Annotated in this window: 13 protein-coding genes (1 of these 13 only partly in view); 3 read left to right on the top strand and 10 right to left on the bottom strand. The window is 72.5% G+C overall.

Annotated features, from left to right (window positions below; translation table 11 throughout):
• Window positions 1–30 precede the first annotated feature (30 nt).
• From AB0K03_RS10555 to AB0K03_RS10510, 10 genes are all read right to left on the bottom strand, one after another.
• Window positions 31–3,333: a right-handed parallel beta-helix repeat-containing protein gene (locus AB0K03_RS10555; RefSeq protein WP_364682873.1), complete on the bottom strand. Its 3,303-nt coding sequence runs from the start codon at window positions 3,331–3,333 to the stop codon at window positions 31–33.
• Window positions 3,333–6,089: a hypothetical protein gene (locus AB0K03_RS10550; protein WP_364682871.1), complete on the bottom strand. Its 2,757-nt coding sequence runs from the start codon at window positions 6,087–6,089 to the stop codon at window positions 3,333–3,335. Before AB0K03_RS10550 ends, AB0K03_RS10555 begins: the two co-directional genes overlap by 1 nt.
• 6 nt (window positions 6,090–6,095) lie before the next feature.
• A complete protein-coding gene (gene eccB, locus AB0K03_RS10545; RefSeq protein WP_364682869.1) occupies window positions 6,096–7,451 on the bottom strand; it encodes a type VII secretion protein EccB in 1,356 nt (451 codons plus the stop codon).
• Window positions 7,452–7,457: 6 nt separating this feature from the next.
• On the bottom strand, window positions 7,458–8,864 hold the full coding sequence (gene eccD, locus AB0K03_RS10540; RefSeq protein WP_364682867.1) for a type VII secretion integral membrane protein EccD: 1,407 nt from the start codon (window positions 8,862–8,864) through the stop codon (window positions 7,458–7,460).
• On the bottom strand, window positions 8,861–12,835 hold the full coding sequence (gene eccCa / locus AB0K03_RS10535) for a type VII secretion protein EccCa (RefSeq protein WP_364682865.1): 3,975 nt from the start codon (window positions 12,833–12,835) through the stop codon (window positions 8,861–8,863). Before eccCa ends, eccD begins: the two co-directional genes overlap by 4 nt.
• Window positions 12,832–13,218 carry a hypothetical protein gene (locus tag AB0K03_RS10530; protein WP_364682863.1) on the bottom strand — a complete coding sequence of 129 codons (387 nt, stop codon included), beginning with the start codon at window positions 13,216–13,218 and terminating at the stop codon, window positions 12,832–12,834. The genes eccCa and AB0K03_RS10530 overlap by 4 nt, the downstream gene beginning before the upstream one ends.
• Complete coding sequence (locus AB0K03_RS10525; protein WP_364682861.1) at window positions 13,211–16,129, bottom strand: hypothetical protein; 2,919 nt, start codon at window positions 16,127–16,129, stop codon at window positions 13,211–13,213. The genes AB0K03_RS10530 and AB0K03_RS10525 overlap by 8 nt, the downstream gene beginning before the upstream one ends.
• Before the next feature lie 59 nt (window positions 16,130–16,188).
• Window positions 16,189–17,034 (bottom strand): hypothetical protein, encoded by an 846-nt coding sequence (locus AB0K03_RS10520; RefSeq protein ID WP_364682859.1) that lies wholly within the window; start codon window positions 17,032–17,034, stop codon window positions 16,189–16,191.
• 120 nt (window positions 17,035–17,154) lie between these two features.
• Window positions 17,155–17,457 carry a WXG100 family type VII secretion target gene (locus AB0K03_RS10515; RefSeq protein ID WP_364682857.1) on the bottom strand — a complete coding sequence of 101 codons (303 nt, stop codon included), beginning with the start codon at window positions 17,455–17,457 and terminating at the stop codon, window positions 17,155–17,157.
• Window positions 17,458–17,496: 39 nt separating this feature from the next.
• Window positions 17,497–17,817, bottom strand: a complete 321-nt coding sequence (locus AB0K03_RS10510; RefSeq protein ID WP_346015959.1) for a WXG100 family type VII secretion target — start codon at window positions 17,815–17,817, stop codon at window positions 17,497–17,499.
• A 293-nt stretch (window positions 17,818–18,110) separates the two neighbouring features.
• Between AB0K03_RS10510 and AB0K03_RS10505 the strand changes: the two genes are divergently transcribed.
• The 3 genes in view from AB0K03_RS10505 to AB0K03_RS10495 are tightly spaced (at most 21 nt apart) and all read left to right on the top strand, a layout consistent with a single transcriptional unit that may run on beyond the window.
• Complete coding sequence (locus AB0K03_RS10505) at window positions 18,111–18,527, top strand: YbaB/EbfC family nucleoid-associated protein (protein ID WP_364682855.1); 417 nt, start codon at window positions 18,111–18,113, stop codon at window positions 18,525–18,527.
• Window positions 18,524–19,684, top strand: a complete 1,161-nt coding sequence (locus AB0K03_RS10500; RefSeq protein ID WP_364682853.1) for a hypothetical protein — start codon at window positions 18,524–18,526, stop codon at window positions 19,682–19,684. The genes AB0K03_RS10505 and AB0K03_RS10500 overlap by 4 nt, the downstream gene beginning before the upstream one ends.
• 21 nt (window positions 19,685–19,705) lie before the next feature.
• On the top strand, window positions 19,706–22,679 hold the 5' portion of the coding sequence (locus AB0K03_RS10495; RefSeq protein WP_364682851.1) for a toxin glutamine deamidase domain-containing protein. 24,827 nt of this gene lie beyond the right edge of the window; only the first 2,974 of its 27,801 coding nucleotides appear in the window; its start codon is at window positions 19,706–19,708; its stop codon lies off the right edge, out of view.

Below are 22,679 nucleotides of genomic sequence, written 5' to 3'. Positions count from 1 at the left end.
GCGAGGCCACCGGACTGGCGGGCGGCGGGGTCAGCCGACGGCGGCGAGGCCACCGGACTGGCGGGCGGCGGCCCGGCCGGGCTCGGCGCGGTTCATCAGGCCGTTGAGGTCGGCGAGGGCCAGCGTGCGGGAAGCGGCCGCCCGCGTCAGGCCCCAGGAGAACAGGTGGGCCGCGCGTACGGTGGGCTCCGGCAGGCCCGCGGCCAGGTCGGCCAGCGCGGCACGGACGTCGTCGGGCACCTCGTGGCCCCGGCGCACCAGGTGCCGCACGACGATCTCGGCGAGCTCCGCCGTGCTGTACGCCGGCATCGCCCATTCCTGCCCGAACACCTCGTCGACGCCGGGAACCGTAGCGCGCAGCTCCCGCAGCGCCGCGGCCTCGCCGATGAGCACCGTGACCGGGTCGCCCATGCCGGCGCGCATCTGTTCGACCAGGGACTCGACGGCCTCGGTGCACCGGCCGCTGCCGTCGTCGGTGTGCTCGACGACCAGCACGCCGCCCTCGGCATCGCGCAGCGCCGCGCGGACCAGGCTGCGGGCCTGACCGGGCCAGTGCGGTGCGAGCTCGTGCCCGGTCGACACGCGGACCAGGTGCCCCACCGGCACGAGGTCCAGTTCGGACAGTCCGGCGGCGTACAGGCGGGCGAACTCGCTGCGGCCGCTGCCGGACGGGCCGCTGATCACCACGTTGCCGTTCTTGCCGTACCCACGACGGCGGTTGCGCAGCTCGCACAGCTGCAGCAGCGTCGAGCCGGCGGCGTCACGGACCGAGGCGGCGCCGACGAGCTCGCACATGCGGTGCCAGCTGCGCGCCGCGTTGATCGCCGCGGCGGGGTTCTTGGCGACGTCGGGCTGGGCGGACTGTTCGACCGGCAGGTCCTCGAGCAGCGCCAGTTCCGGGGCGAGGTCCTCCGCGGTGAGGCGGTTGAGCTCGGTGTCCTTGGCGGGCGGCGCGGTGGCCAGGCGGGAGGCCTGATTGTTGATCATCGCCTCGAACAGCTTGCGGGCGACGCGGCCGTTTCCGAAGGTCGAGTTCTTCGGGATTCGGGTGAAGTACGTGGCGAGCGCGTCCACCGCGTCGTCGGTCAGCTCGTAGTAGTGCTTGCTGCACAGGTTCGAGGTGATCGTGACCAGTTCCTCGACCGAGTAGTTCGGGAACTCGACCGTGCGCGTGAAGCGGGACGCGAGACCGGGGTTGGACTCGAGGAACTTCTCCATGAGCTCGGAGTAGCCGGCCACGATCACGACGAGCTCGTCGCGGTGGTCCTCCATCATCTTCATCAGCGCGTCGATGGCCTCCTGCCCGAAGTCCGGGCCGGAGCCGCCGGAGCCCGCCGACAGGGTGTACGCCTCGTCGATGAACAGCACGCCGCCGAGCGCCTTGGTGACCAGCTCGGTGGTCTTGATGGCGGTGGAGCCGATGTACTGCCCGACCAGGTCGGCGCGGGCCGCCTCGATCATGTGTCCCTTGGAGAGGATGCCCAGCTCGGCGAGGACCGAGCCGTAGAGGCGGGCGACCGTGGTCTTACCCGTACCGGGCGGGCCGGCGAAGACCAGGTGCCGGCTCATCGGCGGCATCGGCAGGCCCATCTGCTGGCGTACCTGGGACATCTTGATGAGGTTGATGAGCGCGGTGACCTCGTGCTTGACGCCGCGCAGGCCGATCAGCGAGTTGAGCTCGCGCAGCGGCGCGCTGAGCTCGGACTCCGCTTCCGGCGCCTCCTCCTCGGCGCGCTCCTCGTGGCGGGCGGGCGGCTCGGGCTCGTGCGCGACCGGCCGGCTGCCCGTGTCGAGCGCGTCGACGGTGACCTGGGCGTCGCCGCCGCGGCGGATGTCGTCGCCGCCGTTGTCCCGCACCGCACACCGGCTGATCGTGACCGGCTCCGCGGTGTCGACGCCGAAGCCGGCTGCGCCGCTGCCGAGCACCTCGCAGTCGGTGAAGGCGCCGCGGCCACCGCGGTCGAGGCGGATCCCGTCCTGGCGGGCGCCGCGGACCCGGACCTGCACCGCGGTGACCGAGCCGCCCGAACCGACGAGGACGCCGTCCGCCGACGCCTGGGCGATCTCGCTGTCGCGCAGCTGCACGGAGGCGTCCGCCACCCGCAGGCCCGCGCCGCGCAGCACGGCGGACCGCAGATCCAGGGTCGCGCCACCGGAGGCGGCCACGCAGGCGGAGCCCGTACCGTCGAACCGGGCTTCGCGGACCGTGGCCCGGGAGCCGCCCAGGACATCCAGGCCCGGCGCCCCGGCGGTGTCGAGCACCAGGTCCGAACCGTCCAGCGTGGCGCCGTCGCGCACGACGATCCCGTTCCCCTGGGTCGCTTCGGCGCGCAGCCGGCTGACGGTCAGTTCCGCCTTGGCCGCCGCGACCGCCAGCGATTCGGTGGTGCCGCGTACGGTCAGGCCCGCGAACCGTGGCGCCGCCTCGCTCTCGACGTTGATGCCGATCTTCGAATCGGTGATCGTGCAGTCGGTGAAGGCCGGCGCAGCCTTGGCGGAGATGTGCGCGGCGGTGTGCCCGGTGGACGCGAACGTGCAGCGTTCGAAGGTGGGCTTGGCACCGTCGGTGATGTGTACCGCCTGCAGCGCCGCGCCGGAGAAGGTGGAGTCGGTTACCACCGTGTCGACGTCGCCGCGCAGGAAGGCGTCGACGTTCGCGCTCCCGCGTACGGTCAATCGGTTGATGCGGGCCCAGCCCCGCTGCTCGACCACCAGGGCCGGTTTGCGGGAGTCGCTGATCTCGCAGTTCTCCGCGGTGAGCCGGGCGTCGGCGTTCACGCAGATGCTGTTCGCGACCGTGTCGCGGATCGTGCAGCGGCGCAGGGTCAGCGAGCCCTGGTCGGTGACGACCACGCCGGAGGTGCCGATGTCGCGCAGGACGGTGTCCTCGACCGTGCTCATGCCGGGCGCCGCCACGACGATGCCCGCCCCGCCCGGGTTGCGCACCTCGCAGCCGCGCAGCGCCACCGAACCCTGCAGACGCGCGAGCAGGGCGACCCAGGCCGCACCCACGACCGTGCAGTTGTCGAGCGCGACCTCACCGGAGTAGACGTCGACCGCCGCGAGCTTCGGGTCGGCGCTGGACAGCGTGATGCCGCGCAGTTGCGCCCCCTCGCCGTGGACGGAGAGCACACTGCCCTCCTCGACGTGCACCTCGACGGGGCCGCCGGCCTCCGCGCTGATGGTGATGGAGTTGCCGACGACGAGCTTCTCCGCGTACCGCCCGGGGTGCACGGTGATCGTCGCCCCCCGTTCGGCGCGCGCCAGCGCGGCGCCGATCGTCGGGAGGGCGCCGGGGGCGCCGCCGCCCACCACCAGGACCTGCCGGCTCATCATCGGCTCCTCTCCGCGGCCGCGGGCGGGACCAGGCCGGGCAGCACGCCGAACCGGCCGGTGGCACCGGTGCCGACCCGCCGGCGCGGCTCCGCGCCCGCCCAGCGTTCGATGCTGCGGCGCAGCGCGGCGACCGCCAGCTCGTCCAGCGAGACCCGGTTGGCGTCCACCCGGCCGCTGTCGTCGATCTCGTTCGTCCCGATCTCGCGCATCAGCACCGCGCCGCGCTGGTCGCCGGCGGGCTCGCGGAGCTCCAGGATCTTGAAGTTGGTGCCGGGCAGGAACAGCACCCGGTCCTCGGCCCGCTCGTCGCCCTCGGGCTCCAGCAGGCTGGTGCGCCGGGCCGTCATCGACCAGATCAGCACGTCGGTGTCCCCGTCCTGGGTGGAGCACGGCCCGGTCAGCGCGGTGACGAAGCCCCAGTCGGTGACGAGGCGGCGGTCGCGGTACAGCTCCCACTCGCGCGCCGACGGCGACGAGCGGAACACCGTCGTCCCCCGGTACGAGGGCAGCCGCGACAGACCGGAGGCCACACACCGGGCGAAGGGCACGTGCGGGCCGTTCGCGCCGGACCGCAGCCCCGCGTCCACGCCCGCGCCCCGCCGGGAGAGGTAGAACCGCACCGCGACGGAGTCGGCGAGCACGTCGTCGGCGGTCAGCGAGCCGCCGCCCTGCATGCCGGGGTGCTCGGACATGAGCCGCGACACCGAGCTCGCCATGGTGTCGAACTCGCGGCTGAGCGTGCGGCGCAGCCAGCCGCGCTCCTCGTCCAGCGGCCGCCGGGGCAGCAGGGCGGACGCCTCGGAGGCCGGGACCGCCTGCATCCGCGCGACGCCGTCGGCCGCGGCGGGTGGCACCGGGGCCGGCTGCGCCGCGGGGGCGGTCGGCGCCGGCGTGACGGGTGCGGGCGGGGTGGGGGCCGAGGGCTGGTCCGGGGCCAGGGTGTGCAGCTTGCTGGTGCCGATGTCGGCCGGATCCGGCAGGTCGACCTGCGGCACCTCCAACGCCGGCGACGGCGCTACCGGCGCCGGCGGGGCGACCGGCGGCGGGGCGACCGGCGGCGGGGCGACCGGCGGCGGGGCGACCGGCGGCGCAGGGGGCTCGATCGCCACCGGCGGCTCCGGTGCGGCGGGAGCCGGCCCGACGGGCCGGGCCCGTTCCGGCAGCGGCACGGCGACCTGCTGCGGCACCGCGACCTGCTGCGGCACGGCGATCTGTTGCGGCACCGCGACCTGCTGCGGCACCGCGACCTGCTGCGGCACCGCGACCTGCTGCGGCACCGGCACCGGGTCGGAGATCACGGGCGCGGCGACGGGCACGGGCTCGACGGGGGCCGGCGGCGCGATCTGCACCGGCTCCGCGACCGGCGCCGGCATGATCTCGGCGACCGGCTGCGGCGGCGGCGCGCTCTCCTGCACGGTCGCCGTGATGACCTGCACGGGGGCCTCGGTCTCCTCGCCGAGGACCGCGTGGGCCTGCCCGGCCCGGCGCATGCCGGGCACGAGAACGGACGCGGGGAACAGCGCGCTCGCGCCGGCCGCGTTGCTCTCCAGCCGGGCCGCCAGGTCCTCGGCGAGCTCGCGCATGCGGGCGGCCCGTTCCTCCACGGTGTCGTCGAAGATGAGGGTGCTGCCCGCGGGGTCGAGCGCCGCCGCCCGGACCCGCTCGGCGTTCGGCGGCTCCTCGGGCGAGCGGATCCAGAGGCCGGCCTGCACCACCTCGACCACCGCGTCGGGGGCGTACCAGTAGACCCGCTTGGCGATCTCCTCGGTCCACTTCAGCGGCGGCCGGTGGCTCACCACGAGCGGGCGGCGGGCCTTGGAGTTGGGGTGCGCCCGCGGCGCGTACCCGAGCTCCAGCGCGAACGGCGCCCAGCCCAGCACGCCGTCCGGGCGCACCGTGCGGATCTCGTACTTCTGCGGCGCGCCCACCGGCACCCCGGTGTAGCAGATGATGTTCGTGCCGAGCTGGTCCGCCAGGGTCTGGCCGAACGACTCGCCCTCCGGCAGGCGGACGTCGCCGTACTGCACGAAGCGGGTACGGGCGCGGCTGTCCTCGTCGAGCTCGCGCCAGAAGCGGACCACGTCGTCGAGGGAGAGCGGCGCGGTGCCGGGGCAGCCGAGCAGCACGGTCATGGTCTCCGGCTGGCAGGGCACGTCGGCCACCAGGCGGGCCCGGTGCTCGGCGACGGTCTCCGGGTCGCGGACGTCGTGGATCCACACGCCGCCGGGCAGCGGCTCGATCTCGCCGGTCGAGCTGGACGCCTTGCGGTCCACCACCGCCCGGTCCCAGGCCGGGGTCGGGTACCGCTTGGCGTCCCAGGTCGGCGGCTTGCCGGGGCGGAACCGGACCCAGCCGCTGCCCGGCGCCGAGTGCACGAAGAGCGCGCCGGCCGAGCCGCGGACGAGCTCACCGTCGGGGGCGATGACCGTACGGTTCAACCGCTCGGAAAGCCACTGCCCCGCCATCGCGGCCGCGTTGCGGTGCTGGCCGCAGGCCACCAGCCGGATCCCGCGCCGCCGCCGGGGCAGCACGCCGGCCATGGACTCCCAGGAGCTGATCGGCATGCCGGCGCCCAGGTCGAGCACGACCACGTCGTTCTCGGCGTCCTCCACGACGGACAGTGCGAGCGACTGCGCCTCGGAGCTGATCGCGTCCTCGGCGTGCAGCACGAGGGCGTTGCCCACGGTGTGCTGGACGACCCCGCCGGGGCCGCCCTTGCCACCGCGGAGCAGGCTGCGGATGCCGGTCGCCATGACGATCTACCTCCCTGCGCCGCCGGCGACGGCGGCTCGGCTCAGCAACGGTCCCTGCGGCAGTGCCGCCAGCAGGCTGCGGGGGAACGGGACGAGGCCCACCCTGTCCAGCTTCAGCGCCGAGACGGTCTGCTGGTCGGCGAGGGGGTACGTGACCCCCTCGTCGGAGATCAGCGAGGCCTCGACGCGGACCTGCGACGCCTGCGGCACGGGCGCCACCACCATGCCGGTGGCCGGCCGTACGTGCACGTAGGGCTTGCCCTGGTCGGTGACAGCGGCCTGGGCCCGGGTGGTCAGGACCGGGATGCTCGCGACGGCGTCCTTCGCGACGGGCAGCTGGCGCAGGCAGAGCACCCGGTCGCCGTGGTCCTGCCAGCGCAGGGCGGCGAGGTCGGGCAGCCGCTCGGTCAGCGACCGATCCGCCGACCGCGGGGCGTCCACGATGGCCGCCGCGTCCAGGTCGACCGGTTCGCCGCCGCGGTCGGCGTCGGCGAGGAGGAATTCCGTACGGCTCATCGGCGCGAGCCCGTCGCGGCGCAGCACGAACAACTGCTCGTCGCCCACGGCGGGACGCTGCCGGAACAGGGTGCCGACCGGGTAGCGCCGCCCGTCGACCTTCGGGCCGTCCGAGCCGGCACCCTCGATCTTCGCGGGGCCGAGAGCCGGGCCGTCGAGCAGCCAGTCGAGCCACATCTGCGGCGCGCGGGTGGGCCGTACGTTCGCCGCCCCCAGCGCCACCAGCACGGCGTCGTCGTTGACGAGGAACTTGCGGCCCAGCGCGATCAGGTACGTCTTGCCGCCACCGCGGACCACGCTGAACCGGTCGGCCGGCAGCGGCTCGGCGGCGGCGCCCGGGTCCAGGTTGACCCCGAGTCCGTCGACCGGCTCCTCGACCACCGACCCGGGCAGGCAGGTGAGCCAGGGGCCGGACACCACGTCCTTGGCCGTCGGCACGGTCTGCGGCGCGCCGGCGATGCCGATGGCCGGCCCGCGCGGGACGTCCTTCAGCGAGTTCTGCGAGATCAGCTTGACCTTGGCCGAGGCGCCCTGCACCAGCATCGCCGAGGTGAGGTTCGGGGTGGGGCGCAGCACGCCGTTGAGGTAGACGTACCGGTTGCCGCTCTCCTTCTCGACGAGGATCGCGCCGGCCTGCCGGAACGCCTTGCTGCCGCCCGGGACGATCCAGCCGTAGACGGCGAAGCCGCCCGACACCAGCACCACGACGAGGATGCCCAGCAGGACGCCGGTCAGCGCCCGGCGGCCCGGGATCTCGGCGCTGGTCGGGTCGCCCTCGACCAGGGCGGAGCTGAGCCGGCCCATCATGAAGGTGTGTGCGTGGACGTGGTCGCGCTGGGTCTGCATGCCGGCCTACCCGAACAGCCCGCGGGCCCACGCGTACGTGCCCATGACCTGAGCCAGCACCGGCAGGACCGCCACGCCCGTCGCGACGTCGAGGAACGTGGCCGAGTACTCCCAGAACGGCAGCAGCCGCCGCGGCCACGGGCGCAGCGCGGCCAGCACGAGCGGCACGATCGCCGCGAGCAGGCCGCTGAGCAGCGCGTATCGCCAGCCCGGCGTCCACAGATCGGAGAACTTCATGATGACCATGAGGTAGCCGACGGTACCGGCGACGACGAGCGCGATCCGTTGCCACAGACCGAAGAAGGTACGGGCGCGCAACAGGATTGCACTGGATACCACCAGCACCAGCGTCCAGCCCGACCACCCCGGCACCTGCATGGTGAAGAAGAACATGACGGGCAGCACGAACGCCGACGAGCACATCGCCACGGTCAGGTACGTGTCGGCGTGGTCGGCCCGTTCCCGGACCTGGTCGGAGGGGACCGGCTCGATGTCGTACGACATGTCCTCGCCGGTCTTGGGCAGTTGCGGGCCCCGCAGCCGGGACAGCTTCACCGCCACCCGTGGTGCGAGCACGATCACCGCGAAGATGAGCGCGACCGCGGTGGCGGCGGTGCGCTGCGTCGTCATCGCCGAGCCGGTACGCAGCAGCAGCACCCCGATGACCACGAGCCCGGTCACGCCCACCACCAGCAGCGGCGCGAAGGGCAGGCCGGGGATCACCGTCCGCTGCAGGAGCAGCAGCAGCGCCACCACCACGACGCAGGCCACCGCGCCGGCGAGCACGGCGGGTCCGGTCCAGGCGATGCCCTCGGGATCGCCGTCGACCGCGCTGGAGGCGGCGAGCGCCGCGAAGCCGCTCGCCGCCGAGCTGAACAGCAGCGCGAACGCACCGTCGGTCAGCTTGCGGCCCGCCACCAGCGCGGAGGTGAAGAAGACGGCGGCCAGCACCCCGGCGGCGACGACCTGCGGGAGCACCGGGCCGCGGTCGACCAGCACGGCCGCGATGGCGCCCATGGCCACGACCGAGAGGAGCAGGAACAGCACCCGGCGGTACTCGGGCTGCCACCGGTCGTCGCGCCGGTTCACCACCGTGGCGACGCCCTCGGCCAGGTCGTCGAAGTCGAGCTCCGGCAGCGGGTCCTCGGCCTGGCGCAGGTACAGTTCCTCGCCTTCCAGCCAGTCGAGGCTCTCCGGCGTACCGGTCAGTTCGAACGGCTGCTGCCCGAGCCGTTGCAGCACCCAGGCACCTTCCGGGGTGTCCGCGTCGGGCCGGCGGCCCGACGCGGTGTGGTGCAGCAGGACGGGTAGCAGCGCGGCGACCGTGGTGGTCGACGGGACCGCCAGGTCGACCTTGCGTTCCGGTCCGATGACGGTGATCCGGCAGAGCTCGCCGGTCGTTGCCGTGGTCACCCGCGGCCCCCTTCAGTGACGAAGCCCGTCTGCATCAGCTTGACGCCGCGACGGGTGACGAGCTGGGCGCGTCCCGCCGGCAGCCGGCGCGGGGGCGCCTCGCCGAGGAACTTGCCCTCTTCCTTCGGGTACGAGAACAGGGTCGCCGGGTTGCCCAGCTCCCAGACACGGCGCACGACCGGGTCCATCATGGCCCGCATCGCACTCGAGGTGCTGCGCGCGACGATCACGTGCAGTCCGATGGAGACACCCTGGGCCAGCAGCGGGAGCAGCGGTTCCAGGCTCGAGCCGACCCCGAGGCCCTTGGTCATCAGGTCGTAGTCGTCGACGACCACGAACAGCTCCGGGCCCTCCCACCAGTCGCGCCGGCGCATCCGCTCCGACGAGATCTCGGCGCCGGGCACCCGCCGGTTCATCGAGACGGAGGCCTGACCGGCGAGCTCGTACAGCGCATCGCCGGTGACACCGGATCCCACCTGGTACGCCGCCGGAATGGCGGTGTCGAGGTCGCGCCGGGAGTCACCGAGCACGACCTTCGCCTGCTCCGGCGAGTAGTGCCGCTGGATGGCGCGCAGCACCAGCCGCAGCATGTTCGTCTTGCCGGTCTCGCTGTCACCGAAGACGAGCATGTGCGGCGTGACCATGAAGTCGTGCCAGACCGGTTCGAGCCGCTGCTCGTCCTGGCCGATGCACACCTTGAACTCCGGCTGCGGGTCCGGGAGCTGGTCGGCGAGCAGGCGGGTCGGCAGCATCCGTACGGCCGGGGCCGGCGTTCCGGTCCAGAACGTGCCGATCTCCTCGACCACCGCCTTCGTGGCCTCGGCCAGGTCCCCGGTCTCCGAGCTGCCGTCGGTGCGCGGAAGCGCGCCGAGGAAGTGCAGCCCGTCGCCGGTGAGTCCGCGGCCCGCCTGGTTCGGCACGGTCGCGGCCTTGCGTGAGCCGACGTCGGACTCCATCGGGTCGCCGAGCCGCAGCTCCAGTTTGGTGCCCATGAGGTCGCGCAGCCAGGTCCGCATCTCCGACCAGCGGGTGGCGGTGACGATGACGTGGACGCCGAACGACAGGCCGCGCGAGGCGATCTCCTGGAACTTCGTGTCCAGGTCCATGAAGTCCTGCTTCATCGTGTACCAGCCGTCCACGACGAGGAACACGTGGCCGAACGGGTCGTCGATCTCGCCGCGGGCCCGCGCCGCCAGGTACGACGTCATGGAGTCCAGCCCGCGCCCGGCGAACTCGGCCTCCCGGCGCTCCATCACCTGGAGCACCTCCTCGAGGGTCCGCACCACCCGGTCGCGTTCCATGCGGGTGGCGATCGAGCCGACGTGCGGCAGGCCGGCGATCGAGGCCAGGCCGCCGCCGCCGAAGTCCAGCCCGTAGAACTGCACCTCCTGCGGGGTGTTCGTCAGCGCGAGCGACAGCACCAGGCTGCGCAGCAGGGTCGACTTGCCGCTCTGCGGGGCACCGGCGATGCCGACGTGGCCGTCCGCGCCGCCGAGGTCCACTGTGAGCAGTTCCCGGAGCTGCTCCTGCGGCCGGTCGACGATGCCGACGGGCACCCGCAGGCGGCCCTGGGAAGCCGGGTCCACGACGGTCATGCCGCGTACCGGGTCGGGGACCACGCTGGGCAGCAGCGAGTCGAGGCTCGGCGCGGACGACAGCGGCGGCAGCCACACCTGCCGGGCCGGCGGTCCGGACCCGGCGAGCCGGTTGAGCAGCACCTCGACGAGGCTGGGGCCGGACTGTGTCTCGGGCGCGGGCTCCTCCTCCGCCGGGGTCTCGGCGGGGCGCGCCCGGCCCGGGTCGTGCCGGACCGCGACCTGCCGGGTGGTGAAGGGGACGATCTCCTCGACCACGGCCGGCTCGTCGCCCTCCTCGGCGCCGCCGATGAGACCCTTGCCCGTGTACGGCCCGGAGACGTACGCCGACTTGAACCGGACCAGGTTCGTGGTGTCGACCTTGAGGTAGCCGTTGCCGGGCTCGGGCGGCAGCTCGTACGCCTTGCCCACGCCGATGACCGCCCGCGACTCCATGGAGGAGAACGTCCGCAGCGCCAGCCGGTACGACAGGTGCCCCTCGACCCGGTTGATCCGTCCCTCGTCCAGGCGCTGCGAGGCGAGCAGCAGGTGCACGCCGAGGCTGCGGCCCAGCCGGCCGATCGAGACGAACAGGTCCATGAACTCGCCCTTGCTGGACAGCAGCTCGCTGAACTCGTCGACGATGATCAGCAGCACCGGGAACGGCACCAGCTGCGCGCCGTTCGCGCGCGCCTTCTCGTAGTCGAACAGCGACGCGTACCCGCTGGCGCGCAGCATCTCCTGGCGGCGGGTCATCTCGCCGTTGAGCGCGTCCTGCATGCGGTCGACCAGCGGCAGCTCGTCGGCGAGGTTCGTGATGACCGCCGAGGTGTGCGGCAGCTTCTCCATGCCGATGAAGGTCGCGCCGCCCTTGAAGTCGACCAGGACCAGGTTGAGGATCTCGGAGCTGTGGGTGGCGGCGAGCGCGCAGACCAGCGTGCGCAGCAGCTCGCTCTTGCCGGAGCCGGTCGCGCCGATCAGCAGGCCGTGCGGTCCCATGCCGCCCTGCGCGGACTCCTTCAGGTCCAGCTCGATGACCTCGCCGTCCTCGGTGACGCCGATCGGCACCTGCAGCCGGTTGCGCTGCGGCAGCCGCGAGCGCCAGAGGTTCGCGACGTCGAAGGTGTTGGCGTCCCGGATCCCCAGCAGCGTGGTCAGGTCGAAGCTCGTCTCCAGCGGCTCCTCGACCACGTCGAGCGTGCCGCTGGTGCGCTTCGGCGCGATGAGCCGGGCCAGCGACTCGGCCGGCACCACGCCGAGGGCGTCGCGGACGGCGGAGCCCACCGTCTCGCCGGCCGGGAACTCGACGGCGTCGTCCTTCATGGTCAGACGCAGCACCTTGGGACCGCCGGGCATGGCACCGGTGAGGTCCAGCAGCACCACGTTGCGCAGGCCCGCGCCGAGCAGCCGCGAGCTGTCCGGCAGGTCGGCCAGGTGCGCGACGATCACCACGAACGGCTCCGTGGACGACGGCCGGGTGGACCGGTCGTGGTCACCGCGGTCGGTCACCTCCGGCCCGAGCAGGTCCATCAGCTCGTCGTGGGTGCCGGCGAAGAGGCGTACGGGTCCCGCGGCGTCGAAGGCGGTCGGATGGGCGTTGTGCGGCAGCCACTTGATCCAGTCCCAGTTGCCGCGGTGCACCTCGGGGGCGAGCACGGCCACCCGCAGGTCGTCGGGGGCGTGGAAGGTGACCAGCTGCGCCACCATCGCCCGGACCAGGTCCACCGCGGCGTCGGCGTCGCCCTCGAGCTCGATCGAGGTGAAGCTGCGTAGCCCCACCGAGACCGGGATGCCCGACACCGTCCGGTACGCCTCGGAGAACCGGCGCAGCGAGATGGAGGCCAGCGGCTCCAGGTCCTCGATCGGCTTGGTCTGCGGCGGCAGGAACCGCAGCATCGCGCTCTGCCGGCCCAGCCCGATGCGGACCCGGCCGAAGTCGTCGTGGCTGGGCCGCCGCTCCCACAGCCGGGAGCTCATCGCGACCGACCACAGCCACTCCGGCTGCGGGTTGTTCCAGAGCACGAACTGGCGCTGCTGGTCGGCGGCCGCCCGGGCCTGCTTGCGCAGCTGGGCGATGTACCGCAGGAAGTCCCGGCGCTCGCCGCGCATCTTGCGCTTGCGGTCGGAGGCCGCCTTGCCGATCTGCATGACACCCATGAGCAGCATGCCGACGGCCATCGCGCCGCCCATGACGTACATGATCGGGGCCCGGCTGTAGAGGCCGAACATCGCCATCATGGCGCCCATGCCGAGGCCCATCGGCACGATCATCGCGAACGAGCGGAAGTCGAGCGGCGCCTCCTCCGCCATCAGCGGCGGCTCCTGCAGCTCGATCTCGCCTTCGGGCGCCTCGGGTCCGGCCGCGCGGGGCGGTCGCTTGACGGTGACCGTACTCATCCGAGCATCCCGCTGTCCGCGCCGCCGCCACCCCAGACGGACTCGTCCTGGTGCAGCAGCTTCACCGAGTACCGGTCGTTGCGGTAACGCTCGGCGATCCGGTCCTCGTCCTCCTCCTCGCGCTCGTCGGACGCGCCCAGCGACGGGTGGCGTGCCGCGTGCCGCTCCTCGGTCTCCTCCCGTTCCCGGGCCTCGGCCTGCTCCTTCTCGCGCTTGTGCTGTTCCTCGCGCTCCTTGAGGTACGCCTCGGTCTCGGCCGTCGTCAGGTCCGGCCCGCCGCACTGCATCGGGAACTCGTTGTCGTCGACCAGCGGGGCGGTCGCGGAGCGGTTGCGCCGCCACACCGGCAGGCCCGGCGTCGCGCCGGGATCGTGGTCACGCATCGGTCAGCCTCTCGTCGCGCTCGTGTCCGTCGCCGTACAGCCACCAGGACCGGCCGGTGTCGTCCCACGCGGACCGGTCGCCGTCGCCGTCGTCGGCGCGCAGCACGGGCACCCGGTCGTCGGCGGCAGCTCCGTCGCCCGGTTCCGCCGGGCCCGCGGGCTCGCCGCCGGTCCACGTCGGCTCTTCCTCGGTCAGCAACTCGGCAGCGTCGGGGCGGTGCGTTTCCTCGCGCTCCTCGGCCCCGGGCACGCCGGGCATGCCGGGCAGCACCGCCGGGGTCTCCACCTCGGGCACCGTCACGCCCTCGTGCCAGCCGGTCGCCGGACCCACCGGTGGCGGCGGCAGCACGGCGCCGGCCAGACCGGCCCCGCCGGGTGCGGCGCCCTGCGGCGTACCGGGTTCGTCGCCGGTGCCGCCGGGCTCCCATTCCTGCGGGTCGCCGTCGACCAGCCCGGACGAGTCCGGACGCTCCGATTCCTTGTCCCGCGGGCCGGCACCGCCGGCCGCACCGGGAAAACCAGGCATGGGTACGCCCGGAGCAGGCGTCCCGGGAACGGCCGGGCTCTCCACCGGCGCGGACGGCCCACCGGCGAGGCCCATGCCACCGGGGGCGCTCCCGGCGGGCGCATCGGGCACGCCGCCTGCGTCGCCGGGCTGCCACTCCGCCGGATCGCCGTCGACCAGCCCGGACGAGTCCGGACGCTCCGGCAGCCCGGTCCCGGCGTTCGCGGGTCCACCGCCCGGCATCCCCGGCATCGGCGGAATCGCACCCAGCCCCGCACCGCCGGGTACGGCACCGCTCGGCGCATCCGGCACGCCGGCGGCCTGACCGGGCTGCCACTCCGCCGGGTCACCGTCGACGAGGCCGGAAGCGTCCGGGCGCTCCGGCAATCCACCGCCGGAACCACCCGCGGGACCGCCACCGGGCATGCCCGGTATCGGCGGAATACCCAGCCCCGCACCACCCGGCACCGCACCACCCGGCGCGTTCGGGACGTCCACACCGGACCCGGGCGACTCCCAATCGGACGGCTGGCCGTCGACCAGGCCGGAAGCATCCGGGCGCTCCGGCAGCCCACTGCCGGAACCACCCGCGGGACCGCCACCGGGCATGCCCGGCATCGGCGGAATACCCAGCCCCGCACCACCCGGCACCGCACCACCCGGCGCGTTCGGGACGTCCACACCGGACCCGGGCGACTCCCAGTCCGACGGCTCGCCGCCCACCAGGCCGGAGGCGTCCGGTCGCTCCGGGATGCCCGAGCCGCTGCCACCGCCGGCCGGACCGCCGCCCGGCATGCCCGGCATCGGCGGGATGCCGCCCAGCCCGGCACCACCCGGTACGGCGCCGCCCGGCGCGTCCGGTACGTCGACCGCGCCGGTGCCCGGGGTCCAGTCGGTGTCGTCACCACCGAGCAGGCCGGAGGCGTCCGGCCGCTCCGGGATCCCCGCACCGGAGCCGCCGCCCAGGCCGCCACCGCCCGGGCTGCCGCCACCGGGCATGAACGGCATGCCGCCGCCCGCACCCGGGGCGTTGACGCCGGGGCCGAACGCGTCGGACGCGCCCGGGGCGCTCGGGATCGTCGGCGGGTCCACGTCGCCGATCCCGCCGGCACCCGGTCCGCCCCCGCCGACGCCGCCGGCGCCCGGCAGGTTGTCCAGGCCCGGCGCCTTCGGCACCGAGGGCGCGTTGACGCCACCACCACCGCCGCCCGCACCGGGCGCCTTCGGCACGTCACCGAGGCCCGCTCCGGGACGGTCCCGGTCGTTGTTGCCCAGCGCGCCGGGGCCCGGCGGCACCACCGGCGGCACGAAGCCGGGGCCGTTGCCCGTACCGGGTGGGCCGTCCACCTGCGGAGCCTCGAAGTCGCCGAGTCCGTTGCCCGGGCCGCCGAGCCCGGGCGGGCCGTCCACTTCGGGCGCGGTGAGGTTCTCCGGGCCGCCGCCGAGGGCCGACATCTCCGGCGGGCCGTCGACCTCGGGCGGGTTCACCTTGTCCTGCGGGCCACCGTTCAGGTCCTCCAGGTCGGGCGGTCCCTGCACCGACGGCGGGTTGGGGTTGTCGCCCGGCGGCGTCAGGTTGTTCCCGGGCGGCGTCAGGTTGTTCCCCGGCGGGGTGGGCAGCGGCGGGGGCTGCAGCGTGGTCAGGTTCGGCGGCGTGATCGAGGTCAGGTTGAAGTTGTTCGTCGGCATCGGGCCGGTCGTGATCTTGGGATCGCCGTTGCCGGTCGGCGGCGTCACCGCGCTGTACGTCATCTGGTACTGCGTGGCGAGCTCGTCGACGACCTGGGCCATCTGCTCGGTCATCGGCTTGGCGAACCGGGTCTTGCTGATGGCGACCCCGTTGCTCCCGGTGGGCGCGCCGTCGGCGGACGCGATCTGCGCCCAGGCCACATCGATCTTGTTGATCGCATCCTGCGCCCAGGCGAGGTAGCGAGCGCTGTTCCACAGCTGGTTGGGCACCGACTGGGTGCCGTTGGTGCCGTCCGCGCCGGCGATGTGCTCGGCCTGGTTACCGAGGAACTCGGCGAAGTAGTCCATCTTGGCGAGGAAGGCGTCGGCCGCCGGCCCCTGCCACGCCTTGTCCTTGCCCGCGATGGCGTGGGAGTGGTCCCGGAGCATGTTCTCGAGCCAGCTCAGCGTCTGGTACGCCAGCTGGAACGCCCCGGACGCGTCGGCCAGCGACTGCGGATCCACCAGCGACTTGGCCAGCGCCCGGGCCTCGTCGTTGCCCAGCGCGGCGCCCCCGTACACCGACGCTTTGATCTTGCGCCAGCCGGGCGGGTCCTCGTGCACCCACTTCTTGTAGTCCTCGAGGTCGGTGACGTCGATCTGCGCCTGCATGAAGGTGGCGGCCGGGTCGACGTCCCGCTGCCAATTCTCCTTCTTCGGATCAGGAACATCGGCCATGGCGGGAGCTTTCTCCTCCAGATTGGACTACGTGCGTGGGGCGGGGACGGCGCCGGCCGTCAGGTGTTGAACTGGGGGTCCGGGGTGCCCTGAGGAAGGTCCGTGGAGCTGCCGGTGCCGTTGTTCTTCAGCTTCGCGATCTCGGCCCAGGCCGTCTCCATGGCCTCGGTCAGCTGGTCACCGGTCATCTTGTTGAGCTCTTCGCCGGTCTCGTATTCCTTGATCATGGCGGTGAGGTTCTTGCGCAGGTTGTAGATGGCCTGGTGCACCGTCATCAGCAGTTCCATCGTGTCGCCGCGCAGGCCGTCGTCGTTGCCGCCGGTGCCCTGGATCTTGCGGCGCAGCAGCTCCGCCTTCGCGAACCCGCCGGGCTTGAGGTTGACCTTCTCGATCTCGGCCCGGGCCTTCCAGGCGAGCCCGCCGGTGCCGTCCGGCTCGATCGCCTCGAGCTGCTTGACGAAGTGCTGCAGCGCCTGGGTGTTCACGGCCACGCCGTTGCCCTGCTTCTGCGAGTCGCTCCACTCGTGGACGACGGGCGGGGCGAAGCCGGAGTCGTTGTCGACGCCGTAGTTGTTGCCCTCGCCGGGCTTGTGCTCGTACTCGACGGAGTCCTTGTTCGCGGTGGTCTTCTGATAATCCGCGACGATCTTCTTCCAGTGCTCGGTCTCGATGACCTCGTTCTTGTAGTAGTTGTAGGCGTCCTTCTCCTCCTGCGTGTAGCCCTCGAAGTTGAACCGGTTGGGATAGTTCGGATTGCTGGGCTGGTTCCGTAGAATGTCGGCCTGGACCCGGTCGACGAGATTCTGGATCCAGTCGTCCGGCTTGTGGTGGTCCTTGTTCCACTTGTCGAGGATTCCGACGGCCTCGATCGACTCTTTGGTCGGGGTGTGGAAATCGATTGCCATGGCGCACGGCCTTTCTCGGGCGCTTACCGGGTGGACAGACGCCGACGGCCCGGGTCATGACTCCGGGCCGGCGGGACTGCCGGCCACCGCGCCGATCGGACACGGCAGCCGGCGGCGGAATCAGCCGCCGCGGACGTCGTTCCAGATGGCCGCGTGCCGCTGCTCGGTGGTCCCGTAGTTGTCCGAGATCTGCAGCAACGTCACCCGCGCCTGCTCCAGGTAGACGGTCATCTCGTTGGCGGCCTGGTTCCAGGCGGCCTTCGACACGGCGTACTGGGCCCGCGCGTCACCGGTCCAGTCCTGCAGCGACTTCTCGACGTAGCGCTCCATGTCGCCCAGCGCCGTCTTGATGTCGTTGTTGATCTTGTTCATGTCGAACAGCGTGGCGTCAGCCGTGCTGAAGTCGAAACGGTAGTTGGACACCGCGTTCCTTTCTGAGAGAGCGGGCGGGCAGCGGGATCGTCAGACGCCCGGCAGCGCCGAGGCGAAGGACTGAGCGGCCGACGCGGCGGTGTTCTCCGCCTCGCGGTAACCCTTGGTGGTCACGCCCATGACGTCGAGCATGGTGATGAGCTCGTTGATGACCTTCTGGAACGAGCGCTCCCAGCTGTCCATGGCGTTGTTGAAGCCCTTGGACGCGTCACCGGTCCAGGTGGCCTGCAGCGCCGCCATCTGCGAGTTGACGCTCTGCAGATTGCCGTTGAACTGGGTCACCCGGTTCGAGAATTCCTGGGCTGCCGCCTGCATGCCCTGTTCGGTTGTCTGCACCACTGGCATGGTCACAGCGACACTCCTTTCGTCGTGCTCGTCTTCAGGGACGACCCCGGACGCATCGCGCGGTCCGGCGTTCGCAGGAAAGAGTGTTGATGGATGTCGACGTCCCAGGGCAAGGCGGATCGCCGCGGATGTCCGAACGTCGTCCCCGATCTGCCTTCTTCGACCCACCCGCCCTCGGGACCGGCGGAGAGCTCGGGAAGAACGCCTGCACTTTCGTCCCCGTCTGGCGCCGAATCCTTGGTGGCCGCGCGGGCCGGGCTCTCTACTGGGACGGGCCGAGGCGGAGGGAGGACGGGCGGATGAACTTCAACGAGCGCATCGAGAACCTGTTCCAGGAGTACGAGCGACAGCGCTCCAGCCTGACCGAGATGCAGCAGAAGATGCGCGAGATATCGGTGTCGGCGACATCCCCGCGCCGCGAGGTCACCGTCACGGTGGGGCAGAACGGCGTCCTCACCGACGTCACGTTCCCGACCGGCGCGTACAAGCGGCTCACCCCGGCGGAACTGACCGCCGTGATCATGCAGACCTACGCCGACGCCAAGGAGCAGGCCCTGCAGCGGGCCGCCGAGCTGCTCGCGCCGGTCCTGCCCGAGGGCATGGACGCCCAGGCACTCGTCCGCGGAACCGCCGGCGCCGAGACGTTCCTGCCGGCCGAGCCCCGGATGGCCACGAGCGTACGGGAGTTCCTCGGCATGGCACGAGCCGACCGATGAGCGGTCAGCCGCGCGGCTACGTCTGGGTCGACCCGGAGGGCGTCATCCAGCTCGGTGACTCGTACGCCGAGCACGGCACCCTCTACGAGAGCTACGCCACCCAGCTGGAGCAGCTCCGCGTCCGCTACGGCAAGAGCTGGGGCGACGACGACATGGGCCAGCAGTTCTCCCAGAAATTCCTCGAGGGCCTCGACGCCCTCGACTCGATCGTCGGCAGCGTCAAGGGCACCCTGCACTACACCGCCAACGGGCTGCGGGAGAGCGGCAAGCTGTACCGCACGTCCGACGAGCAGGCGTACGACATGAGCAACCAGCTCGCCGGCGGCTTCGAGGACCTGCCGCAGGGCGCCTTCCTGAACCGCCGTCCGGTCGACGAGTCGCCACCCGCCACCGCGACGCCGCAGCTCCGGGCACAGCGGATGCTGCTGCCGGGCGAGACCCGCCGGCACGCGGTCGAGGGGCAGGAGGGGCTGGTCGAGGCCACGCCGCAGCTTCGGGGAGAGCGCATGCTGCGGCCCGGCGAGACCCCCCGGAACGTGGTCGAGGGGCGGAACGGGGTTGTCGTGGACGGCCCGCAGGTGTTCAGCAAGTCCGTCCGCCCCGGCGAACGGGTCGAAGCGGTCCAGGCCCGGCCGGCACGGACGCTGCGCCGGCTCACGCAGCCCGACGAGGTGGTCGCCTCCGACGAGACGGAGATGCGGCGCGGAGAAGTGCGGCCCGGCATCCTGCTGAGCAGGCGGCCGGTCGAACCGGGACTCGAACCCCTCGACGAGACGCCGCTGCTGCCCCGGGTCGAGGCCTCCCAGGTGTACGGGCCGGGACTCAGCCCGCTCATGTCGGCCTCCTACTTCACCGCCCAGTGGCACGACGTGCACATCGACGGCGTACCCCTCGCCCCGGGCTACCATCTGCAGGGCTTCATGCCGCTGGACGACGGCACGGTGCACCTCGACGCCAACCGGTTCGAGTCGATCTCACCGCTCACCCCCGACTTGCGGGTCACCGGCGCCGACGGCGGGCCGATCGACCTCGGCGACGGCCCCGTCTTCGTGGTCAAGGACAACCCGGCCGTCGACCCCGGCGCGCCCGGCTACGAGCCGCTGTACGTCAGCTTCGCCCCCGACGGCACGGCCGTGCCCATCGTCACGGACCTCTGAGCGGCAGCTCCCGGACCGTCCATGCCCGACTTCCACATCCCCAACGACCCCGAATGGCAGTGGGCGTACGACCTCATCCTGTACGGGGTCGGCGAGGAGTTCCCGGAGGCGGATCCGGCGGCGCTGCGCGCCATGGGCGACGAGCTGTACCAGTTCGCCGCGACGCTGGTCGACGGCATGTACCAGACCGCGAACCTCGGGCTGCAGCTCGGCGGCAGCCTCGAAGGTCCGGCGGCGATGGCGTTCGCCGGTTACCAGCCGACGATCACCCGGCACGTCCCCCAGGCCGGCAACGTCGCCAACCAGCTGGGCGCCTCCGCCTACCAGTACGCCCTCGACTCCGAGGCCGCCCAGTACAACATCATCATCGCGGCCTTCACCCAGGTCGTGGAGATCGCCATCGCCATGGCCACGGGCTTCGGCGCCGCGCTCGTGCCGAGCCTGATCAAAATCGGCCAGGAGATCGTCAACACGCTGATCGCCCAGCTGAAGAACCGGCTGCTGCAGGTCCTCGCCCGGCTCTCCATCGAGGGCCTGCAGGAGGGCTTCGAGGAGGTCTGGCAGGGCCTGGCCACGCAGGTCACCCAGATCCTCGAGGGGAACCGCAAAGACGGCATCGACACGATGGACCTGCTCAAGTCCTTCTTCGCCGGCATGCTGGTCGCCATCGGCGCCGCGTTCACGACGATCGTGGGCGGCAAGGTCATCCCGTGGATCAACAAGCACAGGCTCAGCCGCGAGACCCTCTCCGGCATCGGCGAAATGATCTTCGAAGGCCTGGCCGAACTCGCCCTCGGCGGCGATCCCAATTTCTTCAAGCCCGGCACCGTCACCTCCAGCGTGGGCGGCGCCTACCTGGACCATTACGCAACGAAGTTCGGCCAGTCGTTCGGCCCGCCGCCGGACGTGGCCAACTCGAACCTGCCGCCGAACCAGCTGCCGCCGGGCCCGGAGAAGCCGCCGCAGACCGATCAACCACAGGGTGGCGAAAAGCCGCCACCGCCTTACACGCCGAAGGCGGGAGACGGCCAGTCCACCCCGACACCCAAGGGTGCGGAAGCGCCACCGCCCTACACCCCCGAACCGAACCCCAATCAGAACCAGCAACAGCCGTACGGCGACGAGGCGCCGCCGCCCTACTCGCCGCCCGCGGGAGGCCAGAACGGGAACGGGCAACCGCAGCCGCAGCCGCAGGTCAAGGGGTCACCCACGCCGGACGGGAACAACGCCCCCAACGGCTCACCCGGCAACGGCACCGTGGGCAACGGCCAGGTCGGTACCGGGAACGGCCAGGTCGGCAACGGCCAGGTCGGTACCGGGAACGGCCAGGTCGGCAACGGCACCGTGGGCAACGGACAGACCGGCAACGGGCAGACCGGCAACGGGCAGACCGGTCAGCCCGGTGGCGATCCGGTCGCCGGTAATGGTCAGCAGTCCCCCGGCGGGCAGCCGCTGCCGGTCGGTCAGACGCCGCCGGCCGCACCCGCGACCACCCCCGGCGGCCTGCCGGGCTTCGACACGACACCGGGCGCCGCGGACCCGCTCCCGTCGGACTCGCCCCGAGGCGGCGGAGTAACCACCCCCGACACGGACACCGCCGGCCAGCAAGCCCCGGCCCCCCAGACCCCGGCTCCCCAGCCGGCTGCCCCGCCGGCCCCGGTATCGCAAGGCCCGGGCACCGGCGACCAGGCCGGTCAACCGTCGGTCGCATCCCCCGTTGCGCCCCCGGTGGCACCCCCCGTCGCGTCTTCGGTCGTGCCGGACGGAACCACTGTGGACACCGGACAGGCGGGTCCGGTCGATGCGGACACGACCGCGCCCGGCACCACGGCCGGGAACACCCCGCCCACGGCACCCGGCACCACGACCGGCAACACCCCGGCGACGGGGAACACAGCGACGCCCGGGACCGCTACGGGCAACCCCACGGCACAGCCCGGCGTCCGCCCCGCTCCGGAGCAGGCGTTCCAGCCCGGCCCGACCACCCAGCCAGGCCCGACCACCCAGTCCGGCCCGACCGACCAGACCGGCCCGACCGACCAGACCGGCCCGACCGACCAGACCGGTACGCCTGACCAGACGCGTACGACCGACCAGACCCGCACGGACGCGCCGGCGAGCATGGCACCGCCGACCGCCCCGGCGCAGCCCATCGGCGACGTCGAAGCCCCGCAGTCGTCACCCCAGCAGCCCGACCCGACCGCCACCACCACCACCGGACTCCAGCAGCCCGCCGCGGCTACAACGACCGGGTCCCAGCAGCCGGGGCCTGGCACGCAACAACCCGGACCGGCCTCTCAGGCGGCCCCCACCAGCACGGCGAACACAACTCAGCCCTCGCCGGACAGCCGCCCCGCCCGCCCCACGCTGCCGTCACTGAACACCGACGTCCCACCTGTGGCCGGCGAGGTCTCCCCCTTGTCCCCGGGCGACACCGCCACCTCCGACTCCCCCGTCTCCCCGCTGTCTCCTTCCAGCGAGGACCTGCCGCCCTGGGCGAATCCCGTCAAGGGCCCGCAGACCACCACCACAACGGAACCCGCCGGCAGCGAGACGACCGATCAGACCGTCACGCCGGTACGGACCGTGGCGGCGAAGTCGTACGACGTGGTGGAGTTGCCCCCGACCAGCAGCGGTGTGCCCGACCTCGTGGCCCGCTCGTACGAGCAGGCCGGCCTCGAGGTTCCGCAGACCGACCGGCCCATCCCACACCTCAACCGCCGCGAAGGCCTGATCCGCTACGACCACCAGATCATCCAGCCGCCCACCGGCCCACGCATCCAACACTTCACCGTCCGCCTGCACCTCAACCCCAAAGACGAAACAGCCCGGCAGCAGAAAACCCAAACCGAAACCCGCGCCAAAGCCGCCATCGAACAAACCCTCAACCGCGACTACCGACTCGGCACCGACCACATACAAGTCACCTTCGACTTCACCGACGACCCCCACCAGGCACACCTGAGCATCGACCTACACAGCACACCCATCGCAC

Origin of the sequence: Actinoplanes sp. NPDC049316 (assembly GCF_040677315.1) — a bacterium.
Lineage (GTDB): Bacteria > Actinomycetota > Actinomycetes > Mycobacteriales > Micromonosporaceae > Actinoplanes.
This window is presented reverse-complemented; position numbering and strand designations above follow the sequence as displayed.

Excerpts from the sequence above, each read along its gene's own strand:
- AB0K03_RS10555 (WP_364682873.1), bottom strand. The coding sequence starts at position 3,333 with ATGAGCCGGCAGGTCCTGGTGGTGGGCGGCGGCGCCCCCGGCGCCCTC.
- AB0K03_RS10550 (WP_364682871.1), bottom strand. The coding sequence starts at position 6,089 with ATGGCGACCGGCATCCGCAGCCTGCTCCGCGGTGGCAAGGGCGGCCCC.
- eccB (WP_364682869.1), bottom strand. The coding sequence starts at position 7,451 with ATGCAGACCCAGCGCGACCACGTCCACGCACACACCTTCATGATGGGC.
- eccCa (WP_364682865.1), bottom strand. The coding sequence starts at position 12,835 with ATGAGTACGGTCACCGTCAAGCGACCGCCCCGCGCGGCCGGACCCGAG.
- AB0K03_RS10530 (WP_364682863.1), bottom strand. The coding sequence starts at position 13,218 with ATGCGTGACCACGATCCCGGCGCGACGCCGGGCCTGCCGGTGTGGCGG.
- AB0K03_RS10525 (WP_364682861.1), bottom strand. The coding sequence starts at position 16,129 with ATGGCCGATGTTCCTGATCCGAAGAAGGAGAATTGGCAGCGGGACGTC.
- AB0K03_RS10520 (WP_364682859.1), bottom strand. The coding sequence starts at position 17,034 with ATGGCAATCGATTTCCACACCCCGACCAAAGAGTCGATCGAGGCCGTC.
- AB0K03_RS10505 (WP_364682855.1), top strand. The coding sequence starts at position 18,111 with ATGAACTTCAACGAGCGCATCGAGAACCTGTTCCAGGAGTACGAGCGA.
- AB0K03_RS10500 (WP_364682853.1), top strand. The coding sequence starts at position 18,524 with ATGAGCGGTCAGCCGCGCGGCTACGTCTGGGTCGACCCGGAGGGCGTC.